General features: G+C 68.7%; 22 protein-coding genes. 9 read left to right on the forward strand and 13 right to left on the reverse strand.

Annotated features, from left to right (window positions below; genetic code table 11):
• Positions 1 to 114 precede the first annotated feature (114 nt).
• From M1D55_RS06410 to M1D55_RS06420, 3 genes are all read right to left on the reverse strand, one after another.
• Positions 115 to 1,116, reverse strand: a complete 1,002-nt coding sequence (locus M1D55_RS06410) for a Bug family tripartite tricarboxylate transporter substrate binding protein (RefSeq protein WP_043436710.1) — start codon at positions 1,114 to 1,116, stop codon at positions 115 to 117.
• Positions 1,117 to 1,172: 56 nt separating this feature from the next.
• Entirely contained in the window at positions 1,173 to 2,480 is a 1,308-nt protein-coding gene (locus M1D55_RS06415; protein WP_006576261.1) for an alkyl sulfatase dimerization domain-containing protein, read from the reverse strand.
• Positions 2,481 to 2,573: 93 nt separating this feature from the next.
• The gene (locus M1D55_RS06420) at positions 2,574 to 3,290 is read right to left on the reverse strand and encodes a TetR/AcrR family transcriptional regulator (RefSeq protein WP_023263334.1); all 717 of its coding nucleotides are present in this window, start codon (positions 3,288 to 3,290) and stop codon (positions 2,574 to 2,576) included.
• A gap of 246 nt (positions 3,291 to 3,536) precedes the next feature.
• On the opposite strand from M1D55_RS06420, the gene M1D55_RS06425 reads away from it, so the two are divergent.
• On the forward strand, positions 3,537 to 4,694 hold the full coding sequence (locus tag M1D55_RS06425; RefSeq protein ID WP_456280413.1) for a porin: 1,158 nt from the start codon (positions 3,537 to 3,539) through the stop codon (positions 4,692 to 4,694).
• 17 nt (positions 4,695 to 4,711) lie between these two features.
• The gene (locus M1D55_RS06430; protein ID WP_456280414.1) at positions 4,712 to 6,043 is read left to right on the forward strand and encodes a DUF1254 domain-containing protein; all 1,332 of its coding nucleotides are present in this window, start codon (positions 4,712 to 4,714) and stop codon (positions 6,041 to 6,043) included.
• On the opposite strand, the gene M1D55_RS06435 is transcribed toward M1D55_RS06430, so the two are convergent.
• The 3 genes from M1D55_RS06435 to M1D55_RS06445 form a co-directional block, all read right to left on the reverse strand.
• Positions 6,040 to 6,600, reverse strand: a complete 561-nt coding sequence (locus M1D55_RS06435; RefSeq protein ID WP_456280415.1) for a GAF domain-containing protein — start codon at positions 6,598 to 6,600, stop codon at positions 6,040 to 6,042. The genes M1D55_RS06430 and M1D55_RS06435 overlap by 4 nt on opposite strands.
• A gap of 38 nt (positions 6,601 to 6,638) precedes the next feature.
• Positions 6,639 to 7,616 (reverse strand): Bug family tripartite tricarboxylate transporter substrate binding protein, encoded by a 978-nt coding sequence (locus tag M1D55_RS06440; protein WP_456280416.1) that lies wholly within the window; start codon positions 7,614 to 7,616, stop codon positions 6,639 to 6,641.
• 175 nt (positions 7,617 to 7,791) lie between these two features.
• Complete coding sequence (locus tag M1D55_RS06445) at positions 7,792 to 9,621, reverse strand: gamma-glutamyltransferase family protein (protein WP_456280417.1); 1,830 nt, start codon at positions 9,619 to 9,621, stop codon at positions 7,792 to 7,794.
• Between the two features lie 174 nt (positions 9,622 to 9,795).
• Between M1D55_RS06445 and M1D55_RS06450 the strand changes: the two genes are divergently transcribed.
• Positions 9,796 to 10,737, forward strand: a complete 942-nt coding sequence (locus M1D55_RS06450; protein WP_456280418.1) for a LysR family transcriptional regulator — start codon at positions 9,796 to 9,798, stop codon at positions 10,735 to 10,737.
• Between the two features lie 42 nt (positions 10,738 to 10,779).
• Here M1D55_RS06450 and M1D55_RS06455 read toward each other — a convergent pair whose 3' ends face one another.
• Positions 10,780 to 11,181, reverse strand: a complete 402-nt coding sequence (locus tag M1D55_RS06455) for a VOC family protein (protein WP_006576867.1) — start codon at positions 11,179 to 11,181, stop codon at positions 10,780 to 10,782.
• Between the two features lie 62 nt (positions 11,182 to 11,243).
• A complete protein-coding gene (locus M1D55_RS06460) occupies positions 11,244 to 11,690 on the reverse strand; it encodes a VOC family protein (protein WP_082928648.1) in 447 nt (148 codons plus the stop codon).
• A 258-nt stretch (positions 11,691 to 11,948) separates the two neighbouring features.
• On the opposite strand from M1D55_RS06460, the gene M1D55_RS06465 reads away from it, so the two are divergent.
• Together M1D55_RS06465 and M1D55_RS06470 are read left to right on the forward strand one after the other, a co-directional pair.
• Positions 11,949 to 12,422: a fumarate hydratase gene (locus tag M1D55_RS06465; protein ID WP_456280419.1), complete on the forward strand. Its 474-nt coding sequence runs from the start codon at positions 11,949 to 11,951 to the stop codon at positions 12,420 to 12,422.
• Positions 12,423 to 12,699: 277 nt separating this feature from the next.
• Positions 12,700 to 12,972, forward strand: a complete 273-nt coding sequence (locus M1D55_RS06470) for a hypothetical protein (protein WP_006576870.1) — start codon at positions 12,700 to 12,702, stop codon at positions 12,970 to 12,972.
• Positions 12,973 to 13,016: 44 nt separating this feature from the next.
• On the opposite strand, the gene M1D55_RS06475 is transcribed toward M1D55_RS06470, so the two are convergent.
• On the reverse strand, positions 13,017 to 13,538 hold the full coding sequence (locus tag M1D55_RS06475; RefSeq protein ID WP_456280420.1) for an Lrp/AsnC family transcriptional regulator: 522 nt from the start codon (positions 13,536 to 13,538) through the stop codon (positions 13,017 to 13,019).
• 170 nt (positions 13,539 to 13,708) lie between these two features.
• Between M1D55_RS06475 and M1D55_RS06480 the strand changes: the two genes are divergently transcribed.
• Positions 13,709 to 14,059 carry a hypothetical protein gene (locus M1D55_RS06480; RefSeq protein ID WP_456280421.1) on the forward strand — a complete coding sequence of 117 codons (351 nt, stop codon included), beginning with the start codon at positions 13,709 to 13,711 and terminating at the stop codon, positions 14,057 to 14,059.
• A 32-nt stretch (positions 14,060 to 14,091) separates the two neighbouring features.
• Here M1D55_RS06480 and M1D55_RS06485 read toward each other — a convergent pair whose 3' ends face one another.
• Positions 14,092 to 14,925, reverse strand: a complete 834-nt coding sequence (locus M1D55_RS06485; RefSeq protein ID WP_064576874.1) for an IclR family transcriptional regulator — start codon at positions 14,923 to 14,925, stop codon at positions 14,092 to 14,094.
• 215 nt (positions 14,926 to 15,140) lie between these two features.
• Between M1D55_RS06485 and M1D55_RS06490 the strand changes: the two genes are divergently transcribed.
• Together M1D55_RS06490 and M1D55_RS06495 are read left to right on the forward strand one after the other, a co-directional pair.
• Entirely contained in the window at positions 15,141 to 16,121 is a 981-nt protein-coding gene (locus tag M1D55_RS06490; protein ID WP_456280422.1) for a Bug family tripartite tricarboxylate transporter substrate binding protein, read from the forward strand.
• A gap of 63 nt (positions 16,122 to 16,184) precedes the next feature.
• Positions 16,185 to 18,563, forward strand: coding sequence for a cytochrome P450 (locus tag M1D55_RS06495; protein WP_456280423.1), 2,379 nt, complete (start codon positions 16,185 to 16,187; stop codon positions 18,561 to 18,563).
• 24 nt (positions 18,564 to 18,587) lie between these two features.
• Here the strand turns inward: M1D55_RS06495 and M1D55_RS06500 are convergent, their stop codons facing one another.
• On the reverse strand, positions 18,588 to 19,574 hold the full coding sequence (locus tag M1D55_RS06500; RefSeq protein WP_456280424.1) for a LysR family transcriptional regulator: 987 nt from the start codon (positions 19,572 to 19,574) through the stop codon (positions 18,588 to 18,590).
• A gap of 189 nt (positions 19,575 to 19,763) precedes the next feature.
• Here M1D55_RS06500 and metE point away from each other — a divergent pair, with 189 nt between their 5' ends.
• Positions 19,764 to 22,121, forward strand: coding sequence for a 5-methyltetrahydropteroyltriglutamate--homocysteine S-methyltransferase (metE, locus tag M1D55_RS06505; protein ID WP_456280425.1), 2,358 nt, complete (start codon positions 19,764 to 19,766; stop codon positions 22,119 to 22,121).
• Positions 22,122 to 22,263: 142 nt separating this feature from the next.
• On the opposite strand, the gene M1D55_RS06510 is transcribed toward metE, so the two are convergent.
• Together M1D55_RS06510 and M1D55_RS06515 are read right to left on the reverse strand one after the other, a co-directional pair.
• Positions 22,264 to 23,709 carry a DUF1254 domain-containing protein gene (locus M1D55_RS06510; protein WP_456280426.1) on the reverse strand — a complete coding sequence of 482 codons (1,446 nt, stop codon included), beginning with the start codon at positions 23,707 to 23,709 and terminating at the stop codon, positions 22,264 to 22,266.
• Between the two features lie 263 nt (positions 23,710 to 23,972).
• Positions 23,973 to 24,620, reverse strand: a complete 648-nt coding sequence (locus tag M1D55_RS06515) for a type III secretion system chaperone (RefSeq protein ID WP_232204678.1) — start codon at positions 24,618 to 24,620, stop codon at positions 23,973 to 23,975.
• Between the last annotated feature and the right edge of the window lie 198 nt (positions 24,621 to 24,818).

Raw genomic sequence — 24,818 nt, forward strand, 5'->3', positions numbered from 1 at the left:
CATCTCCGTTTGCAATGGGTGGAGGGTGCAGCCTGCGGCTTGCCGCGACAGCGCGGCGCCGCAGCCCTTCCCATTGCCGACGCAAGACACATACCCGCGGGCGCCGGGCGGCCTTCAGTCGACCGTCACCCCGTTGGCCCGGATGATCTCGCCCCATACCTTGATGTCGTCGCGGATCGTCGCCGCGAAGGCCTCGCTGGTCTTGGCCGGCGGATTGGCCATGTTCATCAGCGCGAAGCGCTCGCGGATCTGCGGGTCGCCCAGCATGCCGTTGATCTCCGTGTTGAGCCGCTTGACGATCGGCGCCGGCGTGCCGGCGGGCGCGAACAGGCCATACCAGCTGTTGGTATCGAACGGATAGCCCTGTTCGCGCATGGTCGGCACCTCGGGCGAAACCGAGCCGCGGCGGCTGCCGCTGATCGCCAGCGCGCGGATCTTGCCGGAGCGGATCAGCGGCAGCGACGACGAGGTATCGACGAAGGCCACCTTGATCATGCCGCCCTGCAGATCGTTCAGTACCTGCCCCACGGCCTTGTACGGGACGTGGCGCATGCGCAGTCCGGCCTGCATCTTCAGCGCCTCCATCGTCAGGTGCCCGCCGGAGCCGATGCCCCACGAGCCGTAGTCGTAGGCATCGGGTCTGGCCTTGACCGCGGCGACGAACTCGCGCAGGTTGCGCGCGGGAAAATCCGGCGTGACCACCAGGAAGTTTCCGCCCTCGCCGACCTGCGCGACCGGCGCCAGGTCGCGCAGCGCGTCGTAGGGGAGCTTGGGCTGCAGCGTATGGTTGATGACGACCGACGCCGCATAGGTGAACAGCAGCGTATAGCCATCGGGCGCGGCCTTGGCGACGGCATCGACGCCGATGATGCCGGTCGCGCCGGGCTTGTTGTCCACCACCACGGTCTGTCCCAGCCGCTTGCCCAGCCGTTCGGCGATGACGCGGGCGAACAGGTCGGTGCCGCTGCCCGCCGAGGACGCCACCACGAGCCGGATCGGCCGCGACGGCCAGGCATCGGCCGCCCATGCCGGCCCCGCCGCGAGCGGCGCGGCGATCATGGCCATCAGCGCCAGCAGCGTTCGCCGCCGACTACCTTGCGGCGCGCCGCTGTCCATGTCCTTGATGCGCGCTTCTTCCTTGCTGTCGAACGACATCATTCGGTTCCTCCCTGTCATCGGCTGAACGGTTGGCTGAGCGGTCGGCTGAACGGGTGGCGCTCGCCGCGTTCGATGCTGTCGGCGCAGGCCAGGTAGAGGCTGCGCGAAACATAGCTGGCGACCTGGCGCGAGCGCTGGCGCAGCCAGCCGGCTTTCAGTTCGCGCGCGCGCCGCAGCGTCGGCGCATCGCCGGGCGCGCCGGCGAGCACGTCGATCACATGGAGCGCGAGCTGAATCTCGCCCTTGTCGGCGAGCGCCTGGGCATGGCGGATCAGCGCGTCGTGATCGCTGACCGCCTCGGCGATCTGCGCGCCCGCCTGCTCGGGCGGGGCCGGATGCAGCGACGTCGCGTTGCGGTCCCACCAGCCGTTTTCGGCGCGGTAGATGTCGCGCGCGATATAGCTGGGATCGCCGTAGCTCGGCCGCATCCATGGCTTGCCGAACAGCGCTTCGGGATAGCGCAGCGCCGCCAGCATCTCGCGCTCGTCCATGCCCTGGTTGATCAGCCGGATCACCTCGTCGTGCAGCCAGTGCAGCGCGCCGGCGGTATGGCGCAGTACCTCGACCGCCTGCGCGCCGCACAGGTCCGCGCCGAATTCCCGCACCACGCGCTGCGGCTCGAGTGCGGCGAGGTTTTCCAGCGTGCGCGCCCAGCGCGGTGCGTCGCGCAGCGTGCGCAGCGGGGTGCCGATGTTCGGGATCGAATCGATGACGGCAGGACCGCCGTACAGGATCCGCGATTCCGGGAGCCAGACCGCGACCGCGTCGTCGGTCTCCGACGGCGCCCACAGCAGCTCGGCGCGGCGCGGACCGGTGCCGACGGTCAGCCCCTGCGCAAAGGTCTCGGTCGGTGCGTGCTGGCTCAGCTTGCCGCCCAGGCGTCCGCGCGGCTGGCGGAACTGGACCTCGGCCAGCGCCTCCTGCAGCGGCATGGTGGCGCGGTAGCGGGCCTGGCGCGGCAGCACGTTGGCGTGGGCGATCACGCGCGGCGCGGGGTCGCCGCGTTCGGCGCAATGCGCGAGCCACAGCGGCAAGCCGCTGTTGTAGCCGAGATGGCCGTGGCTGAAGACGATGGCCGCCAGCGGCAGCGAAGTCACGCTGCGCAGCGCGTCGATCATGCTCCGCGTGATGGCGCCGCCGGGACCGGCATCGACCAGCAGCAGCGCATCGCCATCGGCGGCACCGGCCTGCGTGGTGGTCTGCGTGGCGATCCGCGCGACGAAGGACTGGCCCTGGCCGTGCAGCTTCCAGACGCCCGGGGCGACGGCCTCGACCCCGTCGCCGGTGGCCAGCGCGGCGGGGCGCGCTTCGAAATCCTGCATGCGAACGACTCCTGTGACAGAACGAAGGACGAGCGCCGCCCCGCTCCGTCGGGGAGCGTCATCGTGGGCAACGCCAGGAAAAGGTGGGCTGCGCTAGCGCCGGCCGACGCGGGAACCGACCGGCGCGCTCAGGCTCGCGGCGCAGAAGTCGATCAGCTCGGACAGCGGCGGCTCGCCGCCGCGGCGGCCCTGATCGCGATACCAGTGCGCCAGCGAATAGACCACGGTGTCGTTGAACCAGGTCAGCCGCAGATTCATGACCTCGCGCGGCACCTGCGGACACAGCGTGAATACCAGCTTGCGCACGCGGATCAGCGCCGACACCGCGTCGCGTTCGACCAGTCCCTTCTTCAGCAGGTTCGGGCTGAACGTGGTCTGCGCCAGCACCTGCAGGTAGTGGCGGCCCCAGTCGGTATCGCGCACCGCATCGGCCAGCGGCAGGATGGTGGACTCGACCACCGCATGCAGATCGGTGTCGCGGCCCTCGGCGACCAGCCGGTCCAGATAGCGATGGCGAATCACGTTGATCTGGTGCAGCCGCCGGTTCAGCAGATGGCTGACCAGCGCCTCGCGCGAGCCGAAGTGGTAGTGCAGCGCGGAGCGGTTGCGCTGCCCGCTCTCGATCACGATCTGCCGCAGCGGCACCTGCTCGACGCCATGCTCGGCAAAGAGCCGCTCGGCGATCTCCAGCATCCTGGCCGCGGTGCCGGGCACCTGGGCGTCGTCCTCGGCGGCCGGCGCAGCTGTCTTGCGCCGCCCCGCCGTCTCGGCGTCCTCGCCGATCACCGAGCGAATCTGTTTCAGCTTCATGCGTGCAATCCGCGTTTTCCCCGCGAACATCGCGAGGTTCGCTGTCAGCATAGTCGCGTCGCGCCGTTCTAATACTAGGGATTAACCCGAGAACTCCGGCGCCGCCAACGGCGTGCCGGGCGCATCGGGGTAATCCCCAGATTTTCGAATCGCGATGCGGCGCTATGGTGTTCCGGACCCGCGTAATACGACGTATTAAACGCGAGCGGGCAACGAAAACACCGCAAGACGCGGAGGAGACACGGCATGAAGCGATGGTGGATCACGGCGGCGGCCGCCGGCCTGATGGCGCAGGGCGCGCATGCGCAATCGTCGGTGACCTTGTATGGCGTGGTCACCGCCAGCCTGCAGTACGTCAACAATTCGCAGAACGTCAGCGGCGGCGTGCTGGCGCCTGGCAGCGGCTCGCGCACGATGCTCAATTCGTCGGGCATCGCGCAGTCGCGCTTCGGCCTGCGCGGCACCGAGGAGCTCGGTGGCGGCACGCAGGCGCTGTTCGTGCTGGAGAACCAGTTCAACACCGACGACGGACGGATGGGGCAGAACGCGATGTTCGGCCGCCAGGCGTTCGTCGGCCTGAAGAACGACAAGCTCGGCCGCATCACCTTGGGCCGCCAGTACACCTCGTCGTTCCTTGCGCTGGGCAGCTTCACGCCGGTCGCCTACGCGCCCGAGTTCGAGCCGGTGGTCGGCATGGCCGGGCCGAACTTCCGCGAGAACAACATGGTGCAGTACCAGGGCAAGTTCGGGCCGTTGTCGCTGCACACGCACTGGTCGTTCGGAGAGCGCACCGGCAGCCTGGCGGCGGGCTCGGCCTATGGCATCGGCGTGTCGTACTACACCAACGGCTTCGGCGTGGCGGCCGCCTATGACGAAGTCAAGACGCTGAACGCCGCGCAGGCGGCCGGCGCCTCGTCCTCGGGCGACTACGGCCGCGACATGCGGGCCTTCCTGGCCGGCAGCTACGAGATCGGCGCGTTCAAGTTCGTCGCCGGCTACCGCTGGGGCAACTCGGTCGCGCCCGGCGAGGGCACCCCGACGCTGCTGCCCCACCGCGACGACATGTATTGGGCCGGCGTGCACTGGCAGACCACGCCCGCGCTGCGGCTGAGCCTGGCCTGGTACTACGACGACATCAAGCGCGCCGATATCGGCGGCGCCAGCGTCAACCCGGCCAATCCGCAGCAGTACCTGGCGCTGGCCGACTACCGCCTGACCAAGCGCACCGATGTGTTCGCCGGCGTGATGTACGCGCGCAATGCCTCGCTGAACTGGGACAACATCGCCTACCTGCCCAACGGGCAATCGGTCGGCTACGCGCCGGCGACCTCGCAGGTCTACTACAAGCGCCCCGACGCCAAGGGGCAGCTCGGCATCTCGCTGGGCATCCGCACCATCTTCTAGACGCCACGACGCAAGCCATGGAAAACACCACGACCGATCCCGCCCTCGCCGCGCGCCTGCGCGAGGCCTTCATCTATACCTTCCCGGTGCACGACCTCGCTCAGGTCCGCTGGCAGATCACGCAGAACCCGCAGAATCGCAACCGCGTGCCCGTCAATGGACTGCTGCATTACCGCCGGCTGCTCGACCATCGCGCCCGCACCGTGACGCAGCCCAACAACGACACGCTCTATACGCTGTCGTACCTGGCGCTGCACGACGGACCGATGCTGCTGCGGCTGCCCGACATGGGCGAGCGCTACTACAGCATCGCGCTGCTGGACATCTTCACCAACAACTTCGCCTGCATCGGCAACCGCACCACGGGCACACGGGCGGCCGAATTTCTGCTGGCGGGGCCGGACTGGGCCGGCGACGCGCCGGCCGGTGCGCGGCTGGTACGCTGCCCCAGCAACGACGTCTGGCTGCTGGGCCGGTTGCTGGTCGATGGCGAGCACGATCTGCCGGCGGTGCATGCGCTGCAGGACGCGATCGGCCTCGAGCCGGTGGCACGGCGGGATGGCGGAAATGGCGCCGATGGCGGCGATGGCGGCGATGGCGGCCTGCTGAAGACCGTGCCCGACGAGGCCGATCCGGCGCGCTATCTCGATCTGGTCAATGAGGTGCTGGGCCGCAATCCGGTCCCTGCCGACGAGCGAGACCTGGTGGCGGGCTTTGCCGAAGCCGGCGTCCGCCCGGGCCATCGCGACGTCTTCGCGCAGTTGCCGGCGCCGGTCCAGCAAGCGTGGCGCACGATGCTGCCGGCGCTGCGCAAGGAGCTGGCGCGCACGCCGGGCTTCGGCAACGGCTCCGAATCGGGGCCGTGGCAGTCGGGCCCGGACCATCTGGGCAACTTCGGCAAGGACTACACCTACCGCGCCCATGTGTCGCTGATCGGACTGGGCGCGCTGGAACGCGCCGAGGCGATCTACGCGACCTGCGTCAACGATGCCGCCGGCGAACGGCTGGACGGGGCCCGTGCCTACCGGCTGCATATCCCGCCGGCGATGCCGGTCGACGCGTTCTGGTCGCTGTCGATGTACGAGTTCGCGCCCGATGGGCGGCGCTTCTTCACGGAGAACCCGATCGGCCGCTATACGATCGGCGACCGCACGCCGGGGCTACAGGTCAACGCCGACGGCAGCATCGACCTGTGGCTGCAGCATGCGCGGCCCGAGCCGGCGCGCGAGGCGAACTGGCTGCCCGCGCCGGCCGGACGGTTCTCGCTGACGCTGCGCTACTACCATCCGCGCGAGGCGCTGCTGTCGCGGCGCTTCGTGCAGCCGGCGCCGGAGCCGATCGGCAGCTAGCGCGCGTCGCGCACCGGCTCGGCGTGACCGGCGTGGTCGGCGTGACCGGCACGGCAATGCGCCACGGCCGGCGCGGCCAGGCCGGCCAACTGGCGCAGCGTCTCGACCTCGTCGGCCTGCCACGCCGACCTCGGGCTGAGGTAGTTGAACGTGCCGATGCAGCGACCCCGCTCGCCGATCGGTACATTGACCACTGCCCTCAGCCCGAGCGCGCGGATCGTTGCGACATCGTCGAATACTTCGGTCAGCGCCGCGTCGCCCTCGCCGACGAAGACCTCGCAGCGCTCCAGCAGCTGGCGCGCCCACGGCGTATCGCCCTTGCGCTTGCTGCCGCCGACCGGATAGGCGGCGGGATCGCTGGACCATTGGCGCACCACCTCGCGGCTGTCCGGGCGCCACAGATTGACTGTCAGCAGCCCGGGACCGAGCAGCGCCAGCGTGGCGGCGCCGACCGCGTCGAACAGCGCGGCGGTCCGTTCGGACTGGGCAACCGCAACCTCCAGCGCGGACGCCTGCTGCGCGGACAATCGCGGCCGCAGCGCAGCCAACGCTGCCATCGCAGAATCCACCCGCAGATTCGATGCTTCGCTCACGCTTACTCCGCGCTGATCTTCAGGTCGCGGATCAGCTTGCCGTAGCGCTCGGCATCGCGCCGCAGCACCTGGCCGAACTGCTGCGGCGTCGACGTGGTCGTCTCCACGCCGATCGCGTCCATCTTCGCCTTGACCTCGGGCAGCTGCATCACCTTGTTGATCTCGGCATTCAGGCGCGCCACCAGCGCCGGCGGCATGCCGGCGGGACCGAAGGCGCCATACCAGACCGCCAGTTCGTAGCCCGGCACGGTCTCGGCGACCGTCGGCACATTGGGCAGCAGCGGCGAGCGCTTGGCCTCGGTCACCGCCAGCAGCTTCAGCTTGTTGGCCTTGACGTGCGGCAGCGTCTGCGTGCCGGCCGAGAACAGCAGCTGGGTCTGGCCCGCCACCGTGTCGACCACGGCCGGCGCGCCGCCCTTGTACGGCACGTGCAGCATCTCGACGCCGGCCATCTTCTCGAACAGCACCGCGCTCAGATGGTTGGTGGAACCCGGGCCCGCGCTGGCGTAGGCCAGCTTGCCGGGATTGGCGCGTGCATAGGCGATCAGTTCCTTGACGTTGTTGGCCGGCACCGATGGGTGAACCACCATCGTGTTGGTGACATAGGCCAGCAGGCCCAGCGGCGTGAAATCCTCGACGCCGCGGAACGGCATATTGGGCATCATCGCCGGATTCATCGCATGCGTGCTCATCGAGCCGATCAGCAGCGTATAGCCGTCCGGCTTGGCGCGCGCGACCATCGCCGAGCCGATATTGCCCGACGCGCCCGGCTTGTTGTCGACGATCACCGGCTGGCCCAGCGAGCGCGTCAGCCGTTCGGACAGCACGCGCGCCAGGATATCGGTCGAACCGCCCGGGGCCCACGGCACCACCAGTGTGACCGGCTTGGTCGGATAGTCCTGCGCCGCCGCGGTGCCCGCGGCGCAGCACAGCGCCAGCGCGGCCACGCCGCGCAGCCAGCTTCGAATCGTCGTCTTCATGGTCGCTTTCCTCCTCGCGTTCATCCTCGCTTCTCCCCGTATGTCATGCCGGGCGCACCGCGCGTCCGGCCTGTCGTTCTGTCGTTCTGTCATTTTGTCGTTCGATCGTGCCGTGACATGCCGACGCCTGTGCCGGCCGTGCCGCGGCATCCCCGTTCTCAAGGCATCCCCGCTGTCAACGTCCCACCGCATAGCCCTGCATGCCGCGCGGATTCGCGCCGGCGCGCAGCACCAGCCTGCCCTTGCCGTCGCGCTCGCGCGAACAGGCCGACATCCGTCCTTCCGACCACGGCTCGCCGACCCGCAATTCATGGCCGGCATCGCGCAGCGCGTCCAGCGTGGCCTGCGGAAAGCGCGATTCGATGCTGAGCCGGTTCAGCACGGTCTGGCGCGGCCAGAACGAGCCCGGGAAGTGGTCGATGTGCCAGGCCGGCGCGTCGATCGCTTCCTGCAGGTTCATGCCGTGCACCGCGTGGCGCAGGAAGAAGGCCAGCGACCATTGATCCTGCTGGTCGCCGCCGGGCGTGCCGAACACCATGTAAGGCTCGCCGTCGCGCAACGCCAGCGACGGCGACAGCGTGGTGCAGGGCCGCTTGCCCGGCGCCAGCGAATTGGGCAGGCCCGGCTCGAGCCAGGTCATCTGCAGCCGCGTATTGAGCGCGAAGCCCAGCGCCGGAATGGCCGGGCTCGACGACAGCCAGCCGCCGGATGGCGTGGCGGCGACCATATTGCCGTCGCGGTCGATCACGTCGAGATGGCAGGTGTCGCCGACGAAGATCTCTTTCTCGGCCCACTGCTGCACCGGCGGCAGCGCGGCAAAGGTCGGCTCGCCGACGCCGAAGCGCGTATCGGCGTTTGCCAGCGTGCGTTCGGCCGCGTCGAGATCGGGCAGCCGCGGCGCGCGGCCGTCGACGCTGCCGGCACGCAACTCGCGCGATGCCTGCTCCCCGATCAGTTGCGCTCGCGCCCGCAGATAGTCCGCGTCGAGCAAACCCTGCGCCGGCACGTCGGCAAAGCGCGGGTCGCCATACCAGGCCAGGCGATCTGCCATTGCCAGCTTGGCCGCCTCAGCGATCCGGTGGACGAAGCCCGGCGACGTCGGTTCGTGCGCCTCCAGCCCCGCGTGCCGCAGCATGCCGAGCTGCTGCAGGAAGGCCGGGCCCTGGCTCCAGACGCCGCACTTTGCGACCGTATGGCGGCCGAAATCCAGCGTCAGCGGCGCCTCGACCTCGGGCTGCCAGCCCGCCATGTCCTCGTAGCGCAGCAGGCCGCGATGGCGCTCGCCGGTGGTGTCGCGAACCTGCTGGGTGCGGCAGTAGGTATCGATCTCGCGCGCGACGAAGCCGCGATACCAGCAATCGAGCGCGGCATCGATCTGCTTCTCGCGCGTGCCGCCGGCCGCCTGCGATTCTTCGACGATGCGCCGGTAGGTGCGCGCCAGCGCGGGCGTCGCGTGCAGGCTGCCGGGCGACGGCACGCGGCCATCGACGAGCCAAACGTCGGCCGAATCGCGCCATTCGCGCTGGAACAGTTCGCGCACCGCGAGGATCGCCTGCGAAATGCGCGGCACCAGCGGAAAACCGTCGCGCGCGTAGGCGATCGCCGGCGCCAGTACGTCGGCCAGCGACCACGTGCCGTAGTCGCGCAGCATCGTCAGCCAGGCGCCAAACGCACCGGGCACGGTAGCGGGCATCAGGCCGATGCCGGGCATCAGATCCAGCCCCATCGCGCGCAGCGCGGCCGGATCTGCCAGCGCCGGTGCGGGACCCTGGCCGCAGATCGAGCGCACCGCGCGTTCGCGTTCGCTCCACAGCAGGATCGGCACCTCGCCGCCGGGGCCATTCAGATGCGGCTCGACCACCTGCAGCACGAAACCGCCGGCCACCGCCGCATCGAAGGCATTGCCGCCGCGCTCGAGCACGCCCATCGCGGTCTGCGAGGCGAGCCAGTGCGTCGACGAGACGACGCCGAAGGTACCGACGATTTCGGGGCGGGTGGTGAACATGCTGGTTTCCGAGTGCGGCCTGACTGGGCAGGAATGGGGCAAGTATAGAAAGATCGAATAACCAGAACGGACGATTGCATTATTCTTCCATTCCCGAATGGTTATACGTCTGGGGATACGACTGGGAATACGACTCCCCGCATCCGACCCCTTTGCCTTTTTTCTTTCTTCGCCATGCCCGCCTTCGCCGACCGCCTGCAGCACAACCTGATCTCCCGCCTGCGCCTGAAGCAGCTGTCGCTGCTGCTGGTATTGGAGCGGCATCGCTCGCTGTCGCGCGCGGCGGCCGAGCTGAACCTGAGCCAGCCGGCGGTCACCAAGGCGCTGCGCGAGATCGAGGAGATCTTCCTGACGCCGCTGTTTCACCGATCGCGCGCGGGACTGGAGGCCACCGAGACCGGTGCCGCGGTGCTGGCGTATGCGCGGCTCGCCTTGGCCGACGCACGCGCGCTCGGCGACGAGCTGGCGGTCCTCGATACGGGGCTCGGCGGCAGGCTCCGGATCGGCGTGATTCCATTCATCGCGCCGGCGATACTCGACGCGGCCTGCTCGCATGCGCTGAGCCAGCAGCCGCGCATCGCGGTGCTGGTGCGCGAGGGCACCACCGACGAACTGGTCGGCGCGTTGCGCGCGCACGAGGTCGATTGCGTGATCGCGCGCTCCTTCTATGCCGCCGGCGAAGACATCGTGCAGATGCCGCTGTACCGCGAGGAGCCGGCGCTGGTGGTGCCGTCGCGCGCGGCGGCGCGGCTGTCGCGCGGCCCGCTCGATTGGGCTCGGCTTGCCACGCTCGACTGGATCATGCCGCCGCCGCAGACGCCGACACGCCGCACGATCAACACGATGTTTGCGACCGCGGGCGTGGCGCCGCCGCTGCCGCTGGTCGAGACCTATTCGATCAAGACGATCGCCACGCTGCTGCGGACGCAGCCGCGCACGATCACCATCGTGCCGCGCGCGGTCGCGGCGGAGCTTGCCAACGGCGGCGGCGCCGCGCTGCTGCCTCATGCGTTGCGCTGGGACCTGCCGCCTGTGGAGGCGATGTGGCTGCGCCGCGCCCAGCACAGCGGGCCGCTGATGGCGCTGGTGACGGCGCTGCAGGCGGCGAGCAGCTGAGAGCGCAACGCGCCGCCACCCACGCCGTGATGGGGTCTACGACTACTGCGCGGCCTCCGGCTGCATGTAGAACACCTCCCACAGATGGCCGTCCAGGTCTTCGTAGCCGTGCTGATACATGAAGCCGTAGTCCTTCGGCTCGTTCGGCGTGCGCGCGCCGGCTGCGACCGCCTTCGACACCATGTCGTCGACCGCGGCACGGCTGTCCATCGACAGCGCGAGTATCACTTCGTTGCTGCTGCCGGTATCGCAGATGGCCTTGCCGGTGAACGTCCTGAAGAATTCCTCGACCAGCAGCATCACGTAGATCTGGTCCGACACGATCATGCAGGTGGCATTGCGGTCGGTGAATTTCGGATCGAAGCGATAGCCGAGCCGCGTAAAAAAATCGACCGAGCGGTCGAGGTCCTTGACGGGGAGGTTGACGAAGATCTGGCTTGCCATCGAGGCGTCTCCTGTTTTCGGAACTGTTTTTGAAATGGAATGGGTCGGAATGCGATTTGTCGTTACGACGTGCTGACCCACGGATCATAGCTGCCGATGGTCCACAGATGGCCTTCCAGATCGAAGCAGCTGAAATCGCGGCCGCCATAATCCTGATCCTTCAGATCGAGCACGATCTGCGCGCCGGCAGCCTGGGCGCGCGCGAATACCGCATCGGGATCCGGCACGACCAGATAAATGCTTTGGGTCTGCCCGCCGCCGACTTCGTCCGGCTGGCGCATCAGCTTGCCATACGGGGAATCGAGCACCGAACCCAGCATCACCATGCCCTTGCCGTAACGCAATTGCGCGTGGGCAATGGTGCCGTCATCGTTTTCCACGACTAGATGCCGGGTAAAACCAAAGGTATCGCATAACCACGCGATTGCCGACGGCGCATCGCGATAGCGCACGCACGGGATCGCCGTGCTGCCCTGGCTGGGGGAAGCGCCGGAATTCATATCGGTCATTTCTGTCGCTCCTTGCGCGGCGTGGTGGCCGCGTTGTCAGTCTGGAATCGAATCGGAATTCGATTCGCCACCGGGAATGAATCGACTGAAGGACTCGCCGCGCAACACTGCCGGTCTCGCGCGGCAAATCCAGTAGGCAGCATAGACGATCGTTTTCTCGTGCAATGGCCGCGCACGATGCGACGAGAACGTTTCTTCCGACACGGGTGACCGGTTATACTCCGCGCTCCATAAACCACATTTCGGGTATATCGAACAATGGCCGTTGCCAACAAGAAAAGCGCACCGCGCGCAGTGAAGTCCGCCAAGCCGGCGGCGCCGACCAAGAAGGCCAGCGTGCTGGCACGCGAAGCGCAAGCCGCGAAGAAGCGCCTGCTGAAGCTGCGCGCCGACACCAAGAAGGCGATCGACGCCGCCAAGCGCGAAGTGGCCGAGACCGTCGCCGCCGCCAAGCTGGCACTGCAGGCCGAGAAGCAGGCTGCCAAGGACAAGCTGGCCGCGCAGAAGGAAAAGGCCAAGGCCGCGAAGGCCGCGAAGTCGGCAAAGAAGCCGGCCGGTGCGAAGACCGCCGCGCCGAGGAAGGCTGCACCGAAGGCGGCTGCACCGAAGGCCGCTGCACCGAAGGCAGCGAAGCCGGCCGCCAAGGTCGTCAAGGCTCCGAAGAAGGCTGCACCGAAGGCAGCCGCAAAGGCGAAGCCGGCCGCCGGCGCCGTCGTCGCCAAGGCAGCCTGAGCGCCGGCGATCCTGCTGCCATGCCCTCGTCGAGGGCGGCATCATGGCACCGCGGCGATCGCCCGATCGCGCGGTGCCGACCCTCCCGCCGAGGGGCTACCGATTTGGGGGTAGCCAAGCCCATCCCTCTGTGCCGATAATCTGCTTTCTTCCGGCAGCACTTTCTTGCGTTAAATCACTTTGCGTCAATCGCTTGCGCTCATTGGAGTGAGCTTGGCAGCGCTTTTTCCGAACGCTCGCACGATGACCGCGCAAATGACACCGAATGGGAATGGCAATGAAGGAAGCCTTGCAACGTTGTCCGCTGTGCACAACCATCACGGAAGCATCGGCACGCCCGCGCTCATATGGGCAATGGATGCGCTATCAATGCCGCAATGACGACTGCGGTCCCACCGAAATCAGCACCAAGGCACGCTCGCATCTGCGGCGCGGCGAACGCCAGGCGGAACTGCGCAGCGTAGCGAAATCGTGCCGCCATAACGGCGCGCGCTTGCGGATCGGCTACGACGGCCCGAGCGGGGAATTCCAGCTGGAAGTGGTCGAATAAAAACGGGCTCGACGCCGACAGGCCACCGCGGCGCACCGCATGTCTCAGGGCTCGACCGACGGCTCGCGCTTCATGCAGCGCAGCACGAAGGTCGAGCGGCTGTGCCGCAGCCCGGGCAGCTTGTACAGCTTGTGGCGCAGGAACTCCTCGTAGCCTTCGGTGCCCGCCACCGCCACCTTGATCAGATAGTCATACTCGCCGGTCAGCAGGTACGCCTCCATGACCTCGGGCAGTTGCGCCAGTGCGCGGCCGAAGCGGTCGAGCATGTCGTCGTCGTGCCGCTCCAGCGTGACCTCGATCAGCACGGTGTCGGGCAGGCCCAGCGCCTTCTGGTTCAACAACGCGGTATAGCCCTGAATCACGCCGGCCTCCTCGAGCGCACGGACGCGGTTCCAGCACGGCGTGGGAGACAGCCCGACCTGTTCGGCCAGCTTCAGATTGGACAGACGGCCGTCCCGGCGCAGCGCGCGCAGGATGCGGCGGTCGGTTTCGTCCAGTTTGGGGGCGAGCTTGCCTGGCGGGCGGCCCGCGGTTGGGGTCGTGGCGGCGCTGGTTGGATCGGCCATGGGAAACGGTTCGAGTGGGTCAATTCGGTCGAGAAAGAAGATTTCTCTCCCAGATGGCGACATACTACCCGATTCATTCTGCTGTAGGCCTGAGAACCAGAATATTGAGAAGCACATTCTGCCTGCCGGCTGGTAGATTCACTACATCGTCACTACCACCGGTTGCCGTCATGTCCGCCCAAGCCTCCACGCCCGCCCTGCAACTCGCGCTGCTGCTCGACCAGCACGATCTGATCGGCGCGATCGAGTGGACGCTGGCGACGGCGCGCCGTACCGGACTGGGACTGGCCGCGATGACGCTCTCGCATAGCGCACTGCCTGGCGCCGGCCAATGGCTGCGGCTGACGGTGACCGCTGAAGAGCCGGCGCTGTTCTCTCTGCTGGTCAAGCGCCTGGAAAACGGCGTCGACGTGCGCGAAGTTGCCGTGGTCGAGGAAACCGCGGGGCAGCCGGAGGCGACGACCGTCCGGCGCCGCGATGGCGCGACCGCGGCCTCGCCGGCCGCCGCGCCGGTTCACTGATCGGCGTTCACGCCCGCCTTCGGCGCCCCCTGTCAGGCGGGCTCGGCCAGCAGGCCGTGGCCGAGCCGCTGCGACAGATCGGCGGCCGCCGCCCGGATGGCCGCGGCGACCGGACCATCGAGCCGTCCGTCGAAGGTGGCTGCGTTGCCCAGCGCCGTGATCGCCAGCACGATGCGGCCGTCCCGATCGAATACCGGTGTGCTGACCGAATCGACGCCCGCCAGCAGATCGCCATGGACGCTGCCGATCCCGCTGGCCCGCACCTGTTCGCGCAGCTGCGCGACCTCGGCCGCATCGCGCGGAAAGCGCGGCGGCTGCAGCGCGGCGCGCGCCGTCAGTTCGGCCTCGATCCGTGACGCCGTCACGGCCGGATCGAGAAACGCGGTAAAGACGCGGCCGGTCGCCGAAGACAGCAGCGGCATCACGGAGCCCGGCCGCACATTGACCGTGACCGGCCGCAGCGAATCGCGCCACTGCACCACGGTCGGCCCGTGGCTGCCCCATACCGCAGCCAGCACCGTTTCGCCGGTCGACGCGCATAGGTCGTCGAGCACCGGCGTCACCAGCCGCAGCGGATCGAGCTGGGCCAGGCACGCCAGCCCCATCCGCAGCGCATTGCGCCCCAGGCTGTAGCGACCGGTGTCGTCCTGCTCCACATAGCCGCGCTTGACGAAGCTGGCGAGGTAGCGGTGCGCCTTGGCGGGGTGCATGCCGGCGGCGAGCGCCACGTCCTTCAGCGGCATCGGGTGCAGGGCGCCGGACAGCGCGTCCAGCACCGACAGCCCGGTCTCCAGTGCCTGCACGCCGGCGCCGCCGCGCTCGCCGCTGCCCTCCCCCGTCTCCGCTTCGCTTCGCTGATTGGCCATTCCGGTCGCTCCCTTTTTCGAGCGCTTGGTTGTTTGATTACGTATAGCGTAATGCTAGCACGCACAACGTAATTTTCTCTTGACAGCCCGCAGACCGCCAATTACTTTTGGCATAACCGCATTACGCCTGACGTAATTGCATCGATCCATGTCGGCAAACGCGGCAACAAGAAGACGGCCCACCGTCCGCTCACCCACCCGAGAGGAGACAAACAATGAGAAAGATCTCGTCGATGCTGGCGCTCGCCGGCACGATGCTGACCGCGCTGGCGCTGGCGCCGCAGGCCGCCGCCCAGAGCTTCCCGAGCAAGCCGATTCGCTGGATCGTGCCCTATGCCGCCGGCGGCGGCTCGGACTTCCTGGCCCGCACCATCGGCCAGCAGCTGTCGACCCATATCGGCCAGCCGATCGTGGTCGAGAACAAACCCGGCGCCAACACCGCGATCGCCGCGGCCGAGACCGCGCGCTCGCCGCACGACGGCTATACCGTGATGTCGGCCGACAACGGCACGCTGGTCTTCAACCCGGCGCTGTACAAGACGCTGAGCTACAACCCGACGCGCGACCTGGCGCCGGTCTCGCTGCTGGGCAAGTTTCCGATGATCCTGGTGGTCGGCGCCAATGCCGAATACAAGGACGCGCGCGACTTCCTGACCAAGGTCAAGGCCGCCCCCGGCAAGGTCAGCTACGCCTCGGCCGGCGCCGGCAGCCCGCACCATCTGGCGATGGAACTGCTGAAGGAGCGGGCCGGCCTGCGCATGGTGCATATCGGCTATCGCGGCGCCGCGCCCGCGCTGCTCGACGTGGTCGGCGGCCAGGTGCCGGCGATGATGACCGACCTGGCCGCGGGCGCCGCCTTCCTGAAGGCCGGCAAGCTGCGTCCGCTGGCGGTGGCCAACGCCACCCGGCTGCCGCAGCTGCCCAATGTGCCGACCTTTGCGGAGGTGGGCCTGCAGGGCGTCGAGGCCGCCGCGCTGGTCGGCATGGTGGCGCCGGCCGGCACGCCGCCCGACGTGATCGCCAGGCTGCAGACCAGCGTCGCCGCGGCGATCAAGCAACCCGAGGTCAACCGCAAGCTGGTCGACTTCGGCGTCGAGCCGGTCGGCAGCACGCCGGAGCAATTCGCCGCATTGCTGCGCAGCGAGACCGCGCTGTGGCACAAGCTGATCCGCGACCTGAATATCACGCTCGAATGAGCACGGCAGGCGGGGCCATCGTCGGCCCTGCCCGCTGCGCCTACCTGTTGTAGAGGATCGACCATGAGCGAACGCTCCGAACCTGCCCGTGCGCAGGGATGCCCTTTTCATGTCCAGCCGCACGGCCAGGCGAACGCCAGCCCGGATGCCGTTGCAACGCCCTTGAGCCCGACCGGCTGCCCGGTCAGCGCGCGCGCCGCGGACTTCGACCCGTTCGAGGACGGCTACCAGCAGGACCCGCCGGACTACGTGCGCTGGGCGCGCGAGCAGGAGCCGGTGTTCTACAGCCCCAGGCTCGGATACTGGGTCGTCACGCGCTACGACGACATCAAGGCGATCTTCCGCGACAACCTGACGTTCAGCCCGTCGATCGCGCTGGAGAAGATCACGCCGACCGGCGACGAAGCCAACGCAGTGCTGGCCTCCTACGGCTACGCGATGAACCGCACGCTGGTCAACGAGGACGAGCCCGCGCACATGCCGCGCCGGCGCGTGCTGATGGAGCCGTTCACGCCCGAACAGCTGCAGCACCACGAGCCGATGGTGCGCCGGCTGACGCGCGAATACGTCGATCGCTTCATCGACGACGGCAAGGCCGACCTGGTCGACCAGATCCTGTGGGAAGTGCCGCTGACCGTCGCGCTGCATTTCCTCGGCGTGCCCGAGGAGGACATGGACCTGCTGCGCAAGTATTCGATCGCCCATACCGTCAATACCTGGGGCCGCCCGAAACCGGAGGAGCAGGTCGAGGTCGCGCACGCGGTCGGCAACTTCTGGCAGCTCGCCGGGCGCATCCTCGACAAGATGCGGCAGGATCCGTCGGGCCCGGGCTGGATGCAGTACGGCATCCGCAAGCAGAAGGAATATCCGGACGTCGTCACCGATTCCTATCTGCATTCGATGATGATGGCCGGCATCGTCGCCGCGCATGAGACCACGGCCAACGCCAGCGCCAACGCGATCAAGCTGCTGCTGCAGCATCCCGACGCCTGGCGCGAGCTGTGCGAGGACCCCAGCCTCATCCCCAACGCGGTCGAGGAATGCCTGCGGCACAACGGCTCGGTCGCGGCCTGGCGGCGGCTGGCCACGCGCGACGTGCAGATCGGCGGCGTCGACATTCCGGCCGGCGCCAAGCTGCTGATCGTCACGTCGTCGGCCAACCACGACGAGCGCCATTTCGCCGACGCCGACCTGTTCGACATCCGCCGCGCCAATGCCAGCGACCAGCTGACGTTCGGCTACGGCGCGCACCAGTGCATGGGCAAGAACCTGGCGCGGATGGAGATGCAGATCTTCCTGGAGGAATTCACGCGCCGGCTGCCGCATATGAAGCTGTCGGAGCAGACATTCACCTACGTGCCGAACACCTCGTTCCGCGGTCCCGAGCATCTGTGGGTCGAGTGGGACCCGAGCCAGAACCCCGAACGGCGCAACCCCGCGCTGCTGCAGGTGCGCACGCCGGTGCGGATCGGCGAGCCGTCCAGCCATGCGATCAACCGCACCGTGGTGGTAGAGAGCATGACGCGCGTGGCCGACGACATCGTGCGGCTGCGGCTCGTTTCACCGGATGGCAAGCCGCTGCCGCGCTGGTCGCCCGGCTCGCATATCGATGTCGAATGCGGCGATACCGGCGTGTCGCGCCAGTATTCGCTGTGCGGCGACCCGGCCGACAGCCGCGCGTTCGAGATCGCGGTGCTGCGCGAGGCCGACAGCCGCGGCGGCTCCGCGTGGATCCATCGCGAACTGAAGGCCGGCGACCGGCTGCGCATCCGCGGTCCGCGCAACCACTTCCGGCTCGACGAAAGCGCGCGCCGGCTGATCCTGATCGCCGGCGGCATCGGCATCACGCCGATCAGCGCGATGGCGCGGCGCGCGAAGGAGCTCGGCATCGACTACCAGCTGCACTACTGCGGCCGCGGCCGCGCGTCGATGGCGCTGCTCGACGAGCTGGCGGCGCTGCATGGCGACAGGCTGCATGTCTACGCGAGGGACGAAGGCGCGCGCGCCGACCTGGGCGCGCTGCTCGGCCAGCCCGATGCCGCGACGCAGATCTATGCCTGCGGCCCGGCGCGGATGCTCGACGCGCTGGCCGCCTGTTGCGCGGACTGGCCCGAGGATGCGCTGCGGGTCGAGCATTTCACCTCGACGCTGGGCGCGCTCGATCCGAGCAAGGAACAGGCCTTCGAGGCGGAACTCAAGGACTCGGGCATCGTCGTTACGGTGCGGGCCGACCAGACGCTGCTCGCCGCGCTGCGCGCCGCCAATATCGACGTGCAGAGCGATTGCGAGGAAGGGCTGTGCGGCTCCTGCGAAGTGCGCGTGCTGGCCGGCGACATCGACCATCGCGACGTGGTGCTGACGCGCGCCGAGCGCGAGGCGAACGGCAAGATGATGAGCTGCTGCTCGCGCGCCCGATGCGGGCGGATCGTGCTGGAGCTGTGAGGGTTCGCGGCGGGGCGGCCGCGTTCAGTTCCCGGTTCGGTCGCCTCGCTTGACTTCCTTCGCGCCTTCCCTGCCCCCTGCCCGCTGCGCCGCGTCCTCGGGCAGCAGCTCGATGCCGTCGAGATCGCGCGCGCAGGTCTCGCGCACGATCGCGACGAAGTCCCGCGCGAACGGCCGCTCGGCCAGCGCCGCCGGCATCGCCGCATACAGCTCGCTCCACAGCCCGCGCGCGCCGATGCGCTTGGCCAGCACATAGTCGTGGTCGACGTAGTTCTTGACGCCCCAGTTCGGCAGCGCCGCGACGCCGCGCCGGCTGGCGACCAGCTGCAGGATCGCCACCGTCAGCTCCGCGGTACGGCGCTGCAGCCGGATGCCGGCCGGCTCCAGCACCTCGCGGATCAGATCGATGCGCGGCTCCGGCACCGGATAGGTGATCAGCGTCTCGCCCTCGAGGTCGGCCGCCTCGAGCCGCCGCCGGTTGCGCAGCCGATGCTCGTTGGCGATCACCGCCAGGATCTCGAAGCGGAATAGCGGCACCACGGCCAGCCCCCGCCGCGTCGGCGGCAGCGAGCCGATCACCATGTCGGCACGGCCCTCGGCCAGCAGCGCCAGCGGATCCGCATGAAAGCCCGCCACCAGGTCGACCTCGACCTCGGGCCAGCGCGTGCGGAATTCGTCCATCACCGGCATCAGCCAGTCGAAGCAGGTGTGGCACTCGAGCACGATGCGCAGCTCCCCCCGCGTATCGCCCTTGAGCCGCTCCAGATCGCGCTCGGCCGCGCTGATCGACGCCAGCACCTCGCGGGACAGCGCCAGCAGCCGCTCCCCTGCCGGCGTGAAACGCAGGCCGCCGCGCGTACGGTCGAACAACGACAGGCCGTAGTGCGATTCGATCGCCTTGATCTGATGCGACAGCGCGGACTGGCTGACATGGACGCGCTCGGCGGCCGCGGCGAGCTTGCCGGATTCGGCGATGGCGACCAGCGAGCGGAAATGGCGGACTTCGATCATGGAGTCGTCCGAAGCCGGAGGGCGGCGGGGGTCAAGAAAATCATCGGGATGCCGCCGCCGAAGGAAGCCGCATATCGGCGCTTGATATGAAATTCGTTCATATTTTGTTTAAAACATATCACTTGATTCATTCTACCCGCGACCGGACACTGTGCGCCAACTTGTTTTGAAGCGAGATTGGAGCGAGAAATGGCACGCACCCATATTCCGGGATTCCCACGCATCGGCGCAAAACGCGAACTGAAATTTGCCCAGGAGGCGTTCTGGCGCGGCGAGTCGAGCGAGGCGGCGCTGCGAGAATGCGCCGCCGGCCTGCGCAAGACGCATTGGCGCCTGCAGGCCGATGCCGGCCTCGACCTGGTGGCCGCCGGCGACTTTGCCTATTACGACCAGATGCTGGGCACCAGCGCCCTGCTCGGCGCGCTGCCCGCGCGCTTCGGCTTCGATCCCCGCACGCTGACGCTGGCGCAGTACTTCGAGCTGGCCCGCGGCAATGCGGCGCAGCCGGCGATGGAAATGACCAAGTGGTTCGATACCAACTACCACTACCTGGTGCCGGAACTGGGCCCCGACACGCGCTTCGACGGCGGGGTCGACTGGCTGTTCGACGAGATCGACGAGGCGCTGGCGCTGGGCCACCGCGTCAAGCCGGTGCTGGTGGGACCGGTCACCTGGCTGTGGCTGTCCAAGACCCATGTCGCCGGCTTCGACCGACTGACGCTGCTGCCGCGGCTGGCCGCCGCCTATCGCGACATCCTGCAGCGGCTGCAGGCGCGCGGCATCGAATGGGTGCAGCTCGACGAGCCGGCGCTGTGCCTCGAGCTGGACGGTGCCTGGCTGGACGCGTATGACACCGCCTACGCCGCCCTCGGGGACTGCGGCGTCAAGCTGCTGCTGGCGACCTACTTCGACTCGGCGGCGGACCACGCCGCCCGCGCCGCCGCGTTGCCGGTGCACGGTTTCCACCTGGACCTGGTGCGCGCGCCGCAGCAGTGGCAGGCCTGGCGCGAAGTGCTGCCGGCCGGTGCCGTGTTGTCGGCCGGCGTCATCGACGGCCGCAATATCTGGCGCGCCGACCTGCGCGCGATCCTCGCGCGGCTGGCACCGCTGCACGCCGAACTCGGCGACCGCCTGTGGCTGGCACCGTCCTGCTCGCTGCTGCATGTGCCGGTGTCGCTGGCGCCGGAAACGCGCCTCGACCCCGAAATCCGCAACTGGCTGGCGTTCGCCACCGAGAAGCTGGATGAGCTGAAGGTGCTGGCAACCGCGTTGAACGATGGCGAAGCCGCGGTGGCCGACGCGCTGGCCGCCTCCGATGCCGCCCAGGCCGGCCGCCGCGCGTCGCGCCGCGTCGTCAATGGCCAGGTGCGCCAGCGCGTGGCCGCGGTGACGCCGGAGATGGCCGATCGCCGCAGCCCCTTCGCCCAGCGCATCGCCGATCAGCGCGCGGCGCTGCAGCTGCCGCCGCTGCCGACGACCACCATCGGCTCGTTCCCGCAGACCGCCGAAATCCGCCAGACCCGCGCGGCCTTCAAGCGCGGCGACCTCGGCGCGCTGGCCTATCTGCAGCGCATCCGCGCCGAGATCGAAGACGCCGTGCGCCGCCAGGAGGCGCTGGGCCTCGACGTGCTGGTGCATGGCGAGGCGGAGCGCAACGACATGGTCGAATACTTCGGCGAGCAGCTGTGCGGCTATGCCTTTACCGAGTTCGGCTGGGTGCAGAGCTACGGCTCGCGTTGCGTCAAGCCGCCGCTGATCTATGGCGACGTCTACCGGCCCGAGCCGATCACCGTCGATACGGCCCGCTATGCGCAGTCGCTGACCGAGCGGCCGATGAAGGGCATGCTGACCGGCCCGATCACGATGCTGCAATGGTCGTTCGTCCGCGACGACCAGCCGCGCGCCGATACGGCACTGCAGCTTGCGCTGGCGATCCGCGACGAGGTCGCCGATCTCGAACAGGCCGGCATCCGCGTGATCCAGATCGACGAGCCGGCGCTGCGCGAGGGCCTGCCGCTGCGGCGCGCCGATTGGGACAACTATCTGCAGTGGGCGGTGCGCGCCTTCCGCATTGCCGCGGCCGTGGTCCGCGACGATACGCAGATCCACACCCATATGTGCTACGCGGAGTTCAACGACATCCTGCCGGCGATCGCCGCGCTCGATGCCGACGTCATCACGATCGAAACCTCGCGCTCGGCAATGGAGCTGCTCGACGGCTTTGCCGCGTTCGACTATCCGAACGAGATCGGGCCGGGCGTCTACGACATCCACTCGCCGCGCGTGCCCAGCGTCGAGGCGATCGGCCAGTTGCTGACGCGCGCCTGCCAGGTGATTCCGCCCGAGCGGCTGTGGGTCAATCCCGATTGCGGACTGAAGACGCGCGGCTGGTTCGAGACCGAGGCGGCGCTACGCAATATGGTGGCCGCGGCCCGGCAGTTGCGCGAGCGGCTGGCGGCGGAGGGTCCGGCGGGTCTGCGGGGCCAGCCGGTGGCACGCGAGCGTGCGGCGCATCCGGCGGGCCAATGCGATTGCGCGGCGCATTGATGGGGGCATTGATGGGCGCATTGATGGCGCATTGATGGACGCCTTCAGCGGCGCTGCAGCGCGGGCGCAATGACGAAGGGGCGGCTCCGGGCCGCCCCTTTTTGCTGCGTTGGCGCCAGCAGTCGGCGCGCGCTGTTGACGCTCAGTCCGCGCCGATCTTGCGCACCGGCGGCGCGCTCCAGTTGCCATCCAGCGCCGCCGGCTGCGGCCAGTAGAGCCGGAGCATCAGATTGAACGGACCGTCGGGAGCCGGCAGCCAGTTGGCCGCCTGCGCCCGCGGCGGCCGCGCATGCTGGACCACGATCTCGACCGAGCCGTCGCGGTTGCGCCGCAGCCGGTCGCGGCTGCCGATCGCATGGCGGTTCAACGGGTTCGCGACAACATCCTGCGCCTGGTCGTACAGCGACAGCGACCAGAACGCCTTGGCCGGCGGCAGCGCGTTCTTGTCGAAGCGGATCACATAGCGATTCCCACCGTGCAGCGGCTGGCCGCTGGCGTCCGCATTGGCGCGAAACACCAGCGTGTCCTCGCCCAGGCTGGTCCCCAGCGCCAGCCACGCGGTGGCGGCGCGGCGGTCGTAGTCGGTGCCGTAGCGCCCCGCGTCCTTGCGCGACAGCCAGGTCCCTGACGCCGCGCCCTCGCCGCCGCGCGCCAGCGCGACGATGCGGGCCAGCGCCCGCGTCGCGCCGTCCTGCAGGGCGCGCGCCGTTTCCGGTTCCAGCACGGTGGTCGAATACGGCGCGCCCGGCACGATGCCCAGCCCGCGTACCTTCTGCATCATGCCCTCCTCCGCCGCGGTCGGCGGGTTGGCTGGCAGCAGCGAGGCAAAGCGGTTGAAGAACGCCTGCGCGTCCATCGCGGCGACCTGCTCGACCGGAGGCGTCTCCAGGTCGACCGCCGCCGGCGGGATCGTCGGCACCGCCGGCAAGGCGCGGCGTCCATTCGGCCAGGCTGCCAGCGGCGTCAGACGGTAGCCGTTCCGCAGCCGCTGCGCGGCCGCCTGATCGTGCTTGCCGTCGACCTGGATATGGAGCGCCGCCCATGCCATCGCGGTCGGAGAGCGGATCTCGCGCACGCCGGCCGGCAACGCGCCGGTCCAGTCCGGACCGACGATCGCATAGTTGCCGCGCTGGGTGCCGGTGGTCCGCTTGCCCAGCGCGGAGAACACGTTGGACCAGCCGTCCAGCAACTGGATCGTGTAGTAGCGGCCCTGGGTATCCGGCACGCTGAGCACGACCGGCCCGCGCGACAGATCGAGCCAGGCGATCGAGGTCAACGTGTCGGCGTCCGGGCTCGCGATGTCGGAGGCCCCGGGGCGCGGCGCGCCGCGCTGGTGGACAAAGGTATTGACGGCTGTCTGACCGGCCGCTCCGGCCGCGGCCCGTGCCGCCATGACTTCGCGCGTGACATCGGTCAGCACGAGGGGATAGGCGTAGGTATAGACTTCGACGGCCAGAGCGCGGGCGTCGTCCCGCGTCGGTTGTACTGCCACCCGCATCGGCGACTCGTCGGGCGGCACCGCCGCGCACCCCGCCAACAGCGCGGCGACTCCCGCCGCGCCCGCCACCAGGCGTATCCACTGCATCATTTCCCGTTCCTTCTTGTGCGGCTGTCCCCGGCGGCAAATGCCGATCCGGGGCGCCTTCTTTTCCGACCAGAATGATGGATAGCCTGGGCCGGGGTTGTCAACGACAGTGTGGCGTCCGCACGCCGCGGCCGGTCGATCTTCGCACCGTGGGACCACGGCACGCGCCCGGGGGCGCGAACCTGGGGGCGGACCAACGGTCAGCCCCCGGTAGCCCCCAGTAGCTCACTGACCCAATGGCCCCACTGGCCCCACTGGCCCTGCGATCAGCGGTGATGCAGATGCGGGTGGTAGCGTGGTTCCGTCGCGGCCGGCTTGGCCGGGGCCCTCGAACCGGGCTGACCGGCGCCCGGCGAGCCGGGTTTCGCACCAGGTGCGCCTGGCGCGCCTGGCGCGCCGGCGGCACTGCCGGGGGCGGGCGGCCGGCCTGCCAACGGACCGGCCGGCAGTGCGTGGCCTGCTCGGGTTCCGGCCTGGCCGGCCGGTTCCGCCTCCGCGCCGTCGGCATCCGCACCGGCGATCCGCGCCGACCAGTCCTTCTGCATCAGGATGAAGTTCCCCAGCATCGTCTCCAGTACCGTGCGGTCGATCTTCGCCAGCGGCATCGTCTGATGCAGGATCAGCGTGCCGGACTGCGGCTCCAGCCCGAGCGCCGCGCCGTGGTCGCGCAGCGGTTCGACCCCGGTGGCCAGCATCTCGCCGACCAGTTCACGGCCGAGCCGCTGCGGCAGTTCCTCGGCGATCAATCCGACCAGCACCAGATTGTGGTTGTCGTCATCGCGGCGGAAGGTGATCGGGTACTCCTCGTCGACGCGGATATGGCACAGGCCATCCTCGTCGAACGCCATTTCGGGAATCCCGATCGATTCGCCGAACTCCGCCAGCAGGCGGTCAAATCCATCCAGTCTGTTCATGTCGCGCTCCAGTGGCGTCGTTCACACCTCGATCCATGGCATCGATCGAATTCGATACCGGGTGTCGATGCTGCCGATCGGCGGCCCTCATTTCCATCTCATCGTTCCATCATTTATTGCTCATTGTCGCTACCTAGACTGGCGCCATCCTGAACCGAGGGCCATCGAGCCAACACCTGGCATCGGACGCGACTCGGA

Source organism: Cupriavidus sp. JZ107, assembly GCF_053903255.1.

Bases quoted from the DNA above. Each gene is read 5' to 3' on its own strand.
- M1D55_RS06435 (WP_456280415.1), bottom strand. From the start codon at position 6,600: ATGGCAGCGTTGGCTGCGCTGCGGCCGCGATTGTCCGCGCAGCAGGCG.
- M1D55_RS06510 (WP_456280426.1), bottom strand. From the start codon at position 23,709: ATGATGCAGTGGATACGCCTGGTGGCGGGCGCGGCGGGAGTCGCCGCG.
- M1D55_RS06470 (WP_006576870.1), top strand. From the start codon at position 12,700: ATGAAGGAAGCCTTGCAACGTTGTCCGCTGTGCACAACCATCACGGAA.
- M1D55_RS06475 (WP_456280420.1), bottom strand. From the start codon at position 13,538: ATGGCCGATCCAACCAGCGCCGCCACGACCCCAACCGCGGGCCGCCCG.
- M1D55_RS06460 (WP_082928648.1), bottom strand. From the start codon at position 11,690: ATGACCGATATGAATTCCGGCGCTTCCCCCAGCCAGGGCAGCACGGCG.
- M1D55_RS06430 (WP_456280414.1), top strand. From the start codon at position 4,712: ATGGAAAACACCACGACCGATCCCGCCCTCGCCGCGCGCCTGCGCGAG.
- M1D55_RS06500 (WP_456280424.1), bottom strand. From the start codon at position 19,574: ATGATCGAAGTCCGCCATTTCCGCTCGCTGGTCGCCATCGCCGAATCC.
- M1D55_RS06425 (WP_456280413.1), top strand. From the start codon at position 3,537: ATGAAGCGATGGTGGATCACGGCGGCGGCCGCCGGCCTGATGGCGCAG.
- M1D55_RS06515 (WP_232204678.1), bottom strand. From the start codon at position 24,620: ATGAACAGACTGGATGGATTTGACCGCCTGCTGGCGGAGTTCGGCGAA.
- metE (WP_456280425.1), top strand. From the start codon at position 19,764: ATGGCACGCACCCATATTCCGGGATTCCCACGCATCGGCGCAAAACGC.
- M1D55_RS06450 (WP_456280418.1), top strand. From the start codon at position 9,796: ATGCCCGCCTTCGCCGACCGCCTGCAGCACAACCTGATCTCCCGCCTG.
- M1D55_RS06480 (WP_456280421.1), top strand. From the start codon at position 13,709: ATGTCCGCCCAAGCCTCCACGCCCGCCCTGCAACTCGCGCTGCTGCTC.
- M1D55_RS06420 (WP_023263334.1), bottom strand. From the start codon at position 3,290: ATGAAGCTGAAACAGATTCGCTCGGTGATCGGCGAGGACGCCGAGACG.
- M1D55_RS06455 (WP_006576867.1), bottom strand. From the start codon at position 11,181: ATGGCAAGCCAGATCTTCGTCAACCTCCCCGTCAAGGACCTCGACCGC.
- M1D55_RS06485 (WP_064576874.1), bottom strand. From the start codon at position 14,925: ATGGCCAATCAGCGAAGCGAAGCGGAGACGGGGGAGGGCAGCGGCGAG.
- M1D55_RS06495 (WP_456280423.1), top strand. From the start codon at position 16,185: ATGAGCGAACGCTCCGAACCTGCCCGTGCGCAGGGATGCCCTTTTCAT.
- M1D55_RS06445 (WP_456280417.1), bottom strand. From the start codon at position 9,621: ATGTTCACCACCCGCCCCGAAATCGTCGGTACCTTCGGCGTCGTCTCG.
- M1D55_RS06410 (WP_043436710.1), bottom strand. From the start codon at position 1,116: ATGGACAGCGGCGCGCCGCAAGGTAGTCGGCGGCGAACGCTGCTGGCG.
- M1D55_RS06415 (WP_006576261.1), bottom strand. From the start codon at position 2,480: ATGCAGGATTTCGAAGCGCGCCCCGCCGCGCTGGCCACCGGCGACGGG.
- M1D55_RS06440 (WP_456280416.1), bottom strand. From the start codon at position 7,616: ATGAAGACGACGATTCGAAGCTGGCTGCGCGGCGTGGCCGCGCTGGCG.
- M1D55_RS06490 (WP_456280422.1), top strand. From the start codon at position 15,141: ATGAGAAAGATCTCGTCGATGCTGGCGCTCGCCGGCACGATGCTGACC.
- M1D55_RS06465 (WP_456280419.1), top strand. From the start codon at position 11,949: ATGGCCGTTGCCAACAAGAAAAGCGCACCGCGCGCAGTGAAGTCCGCC.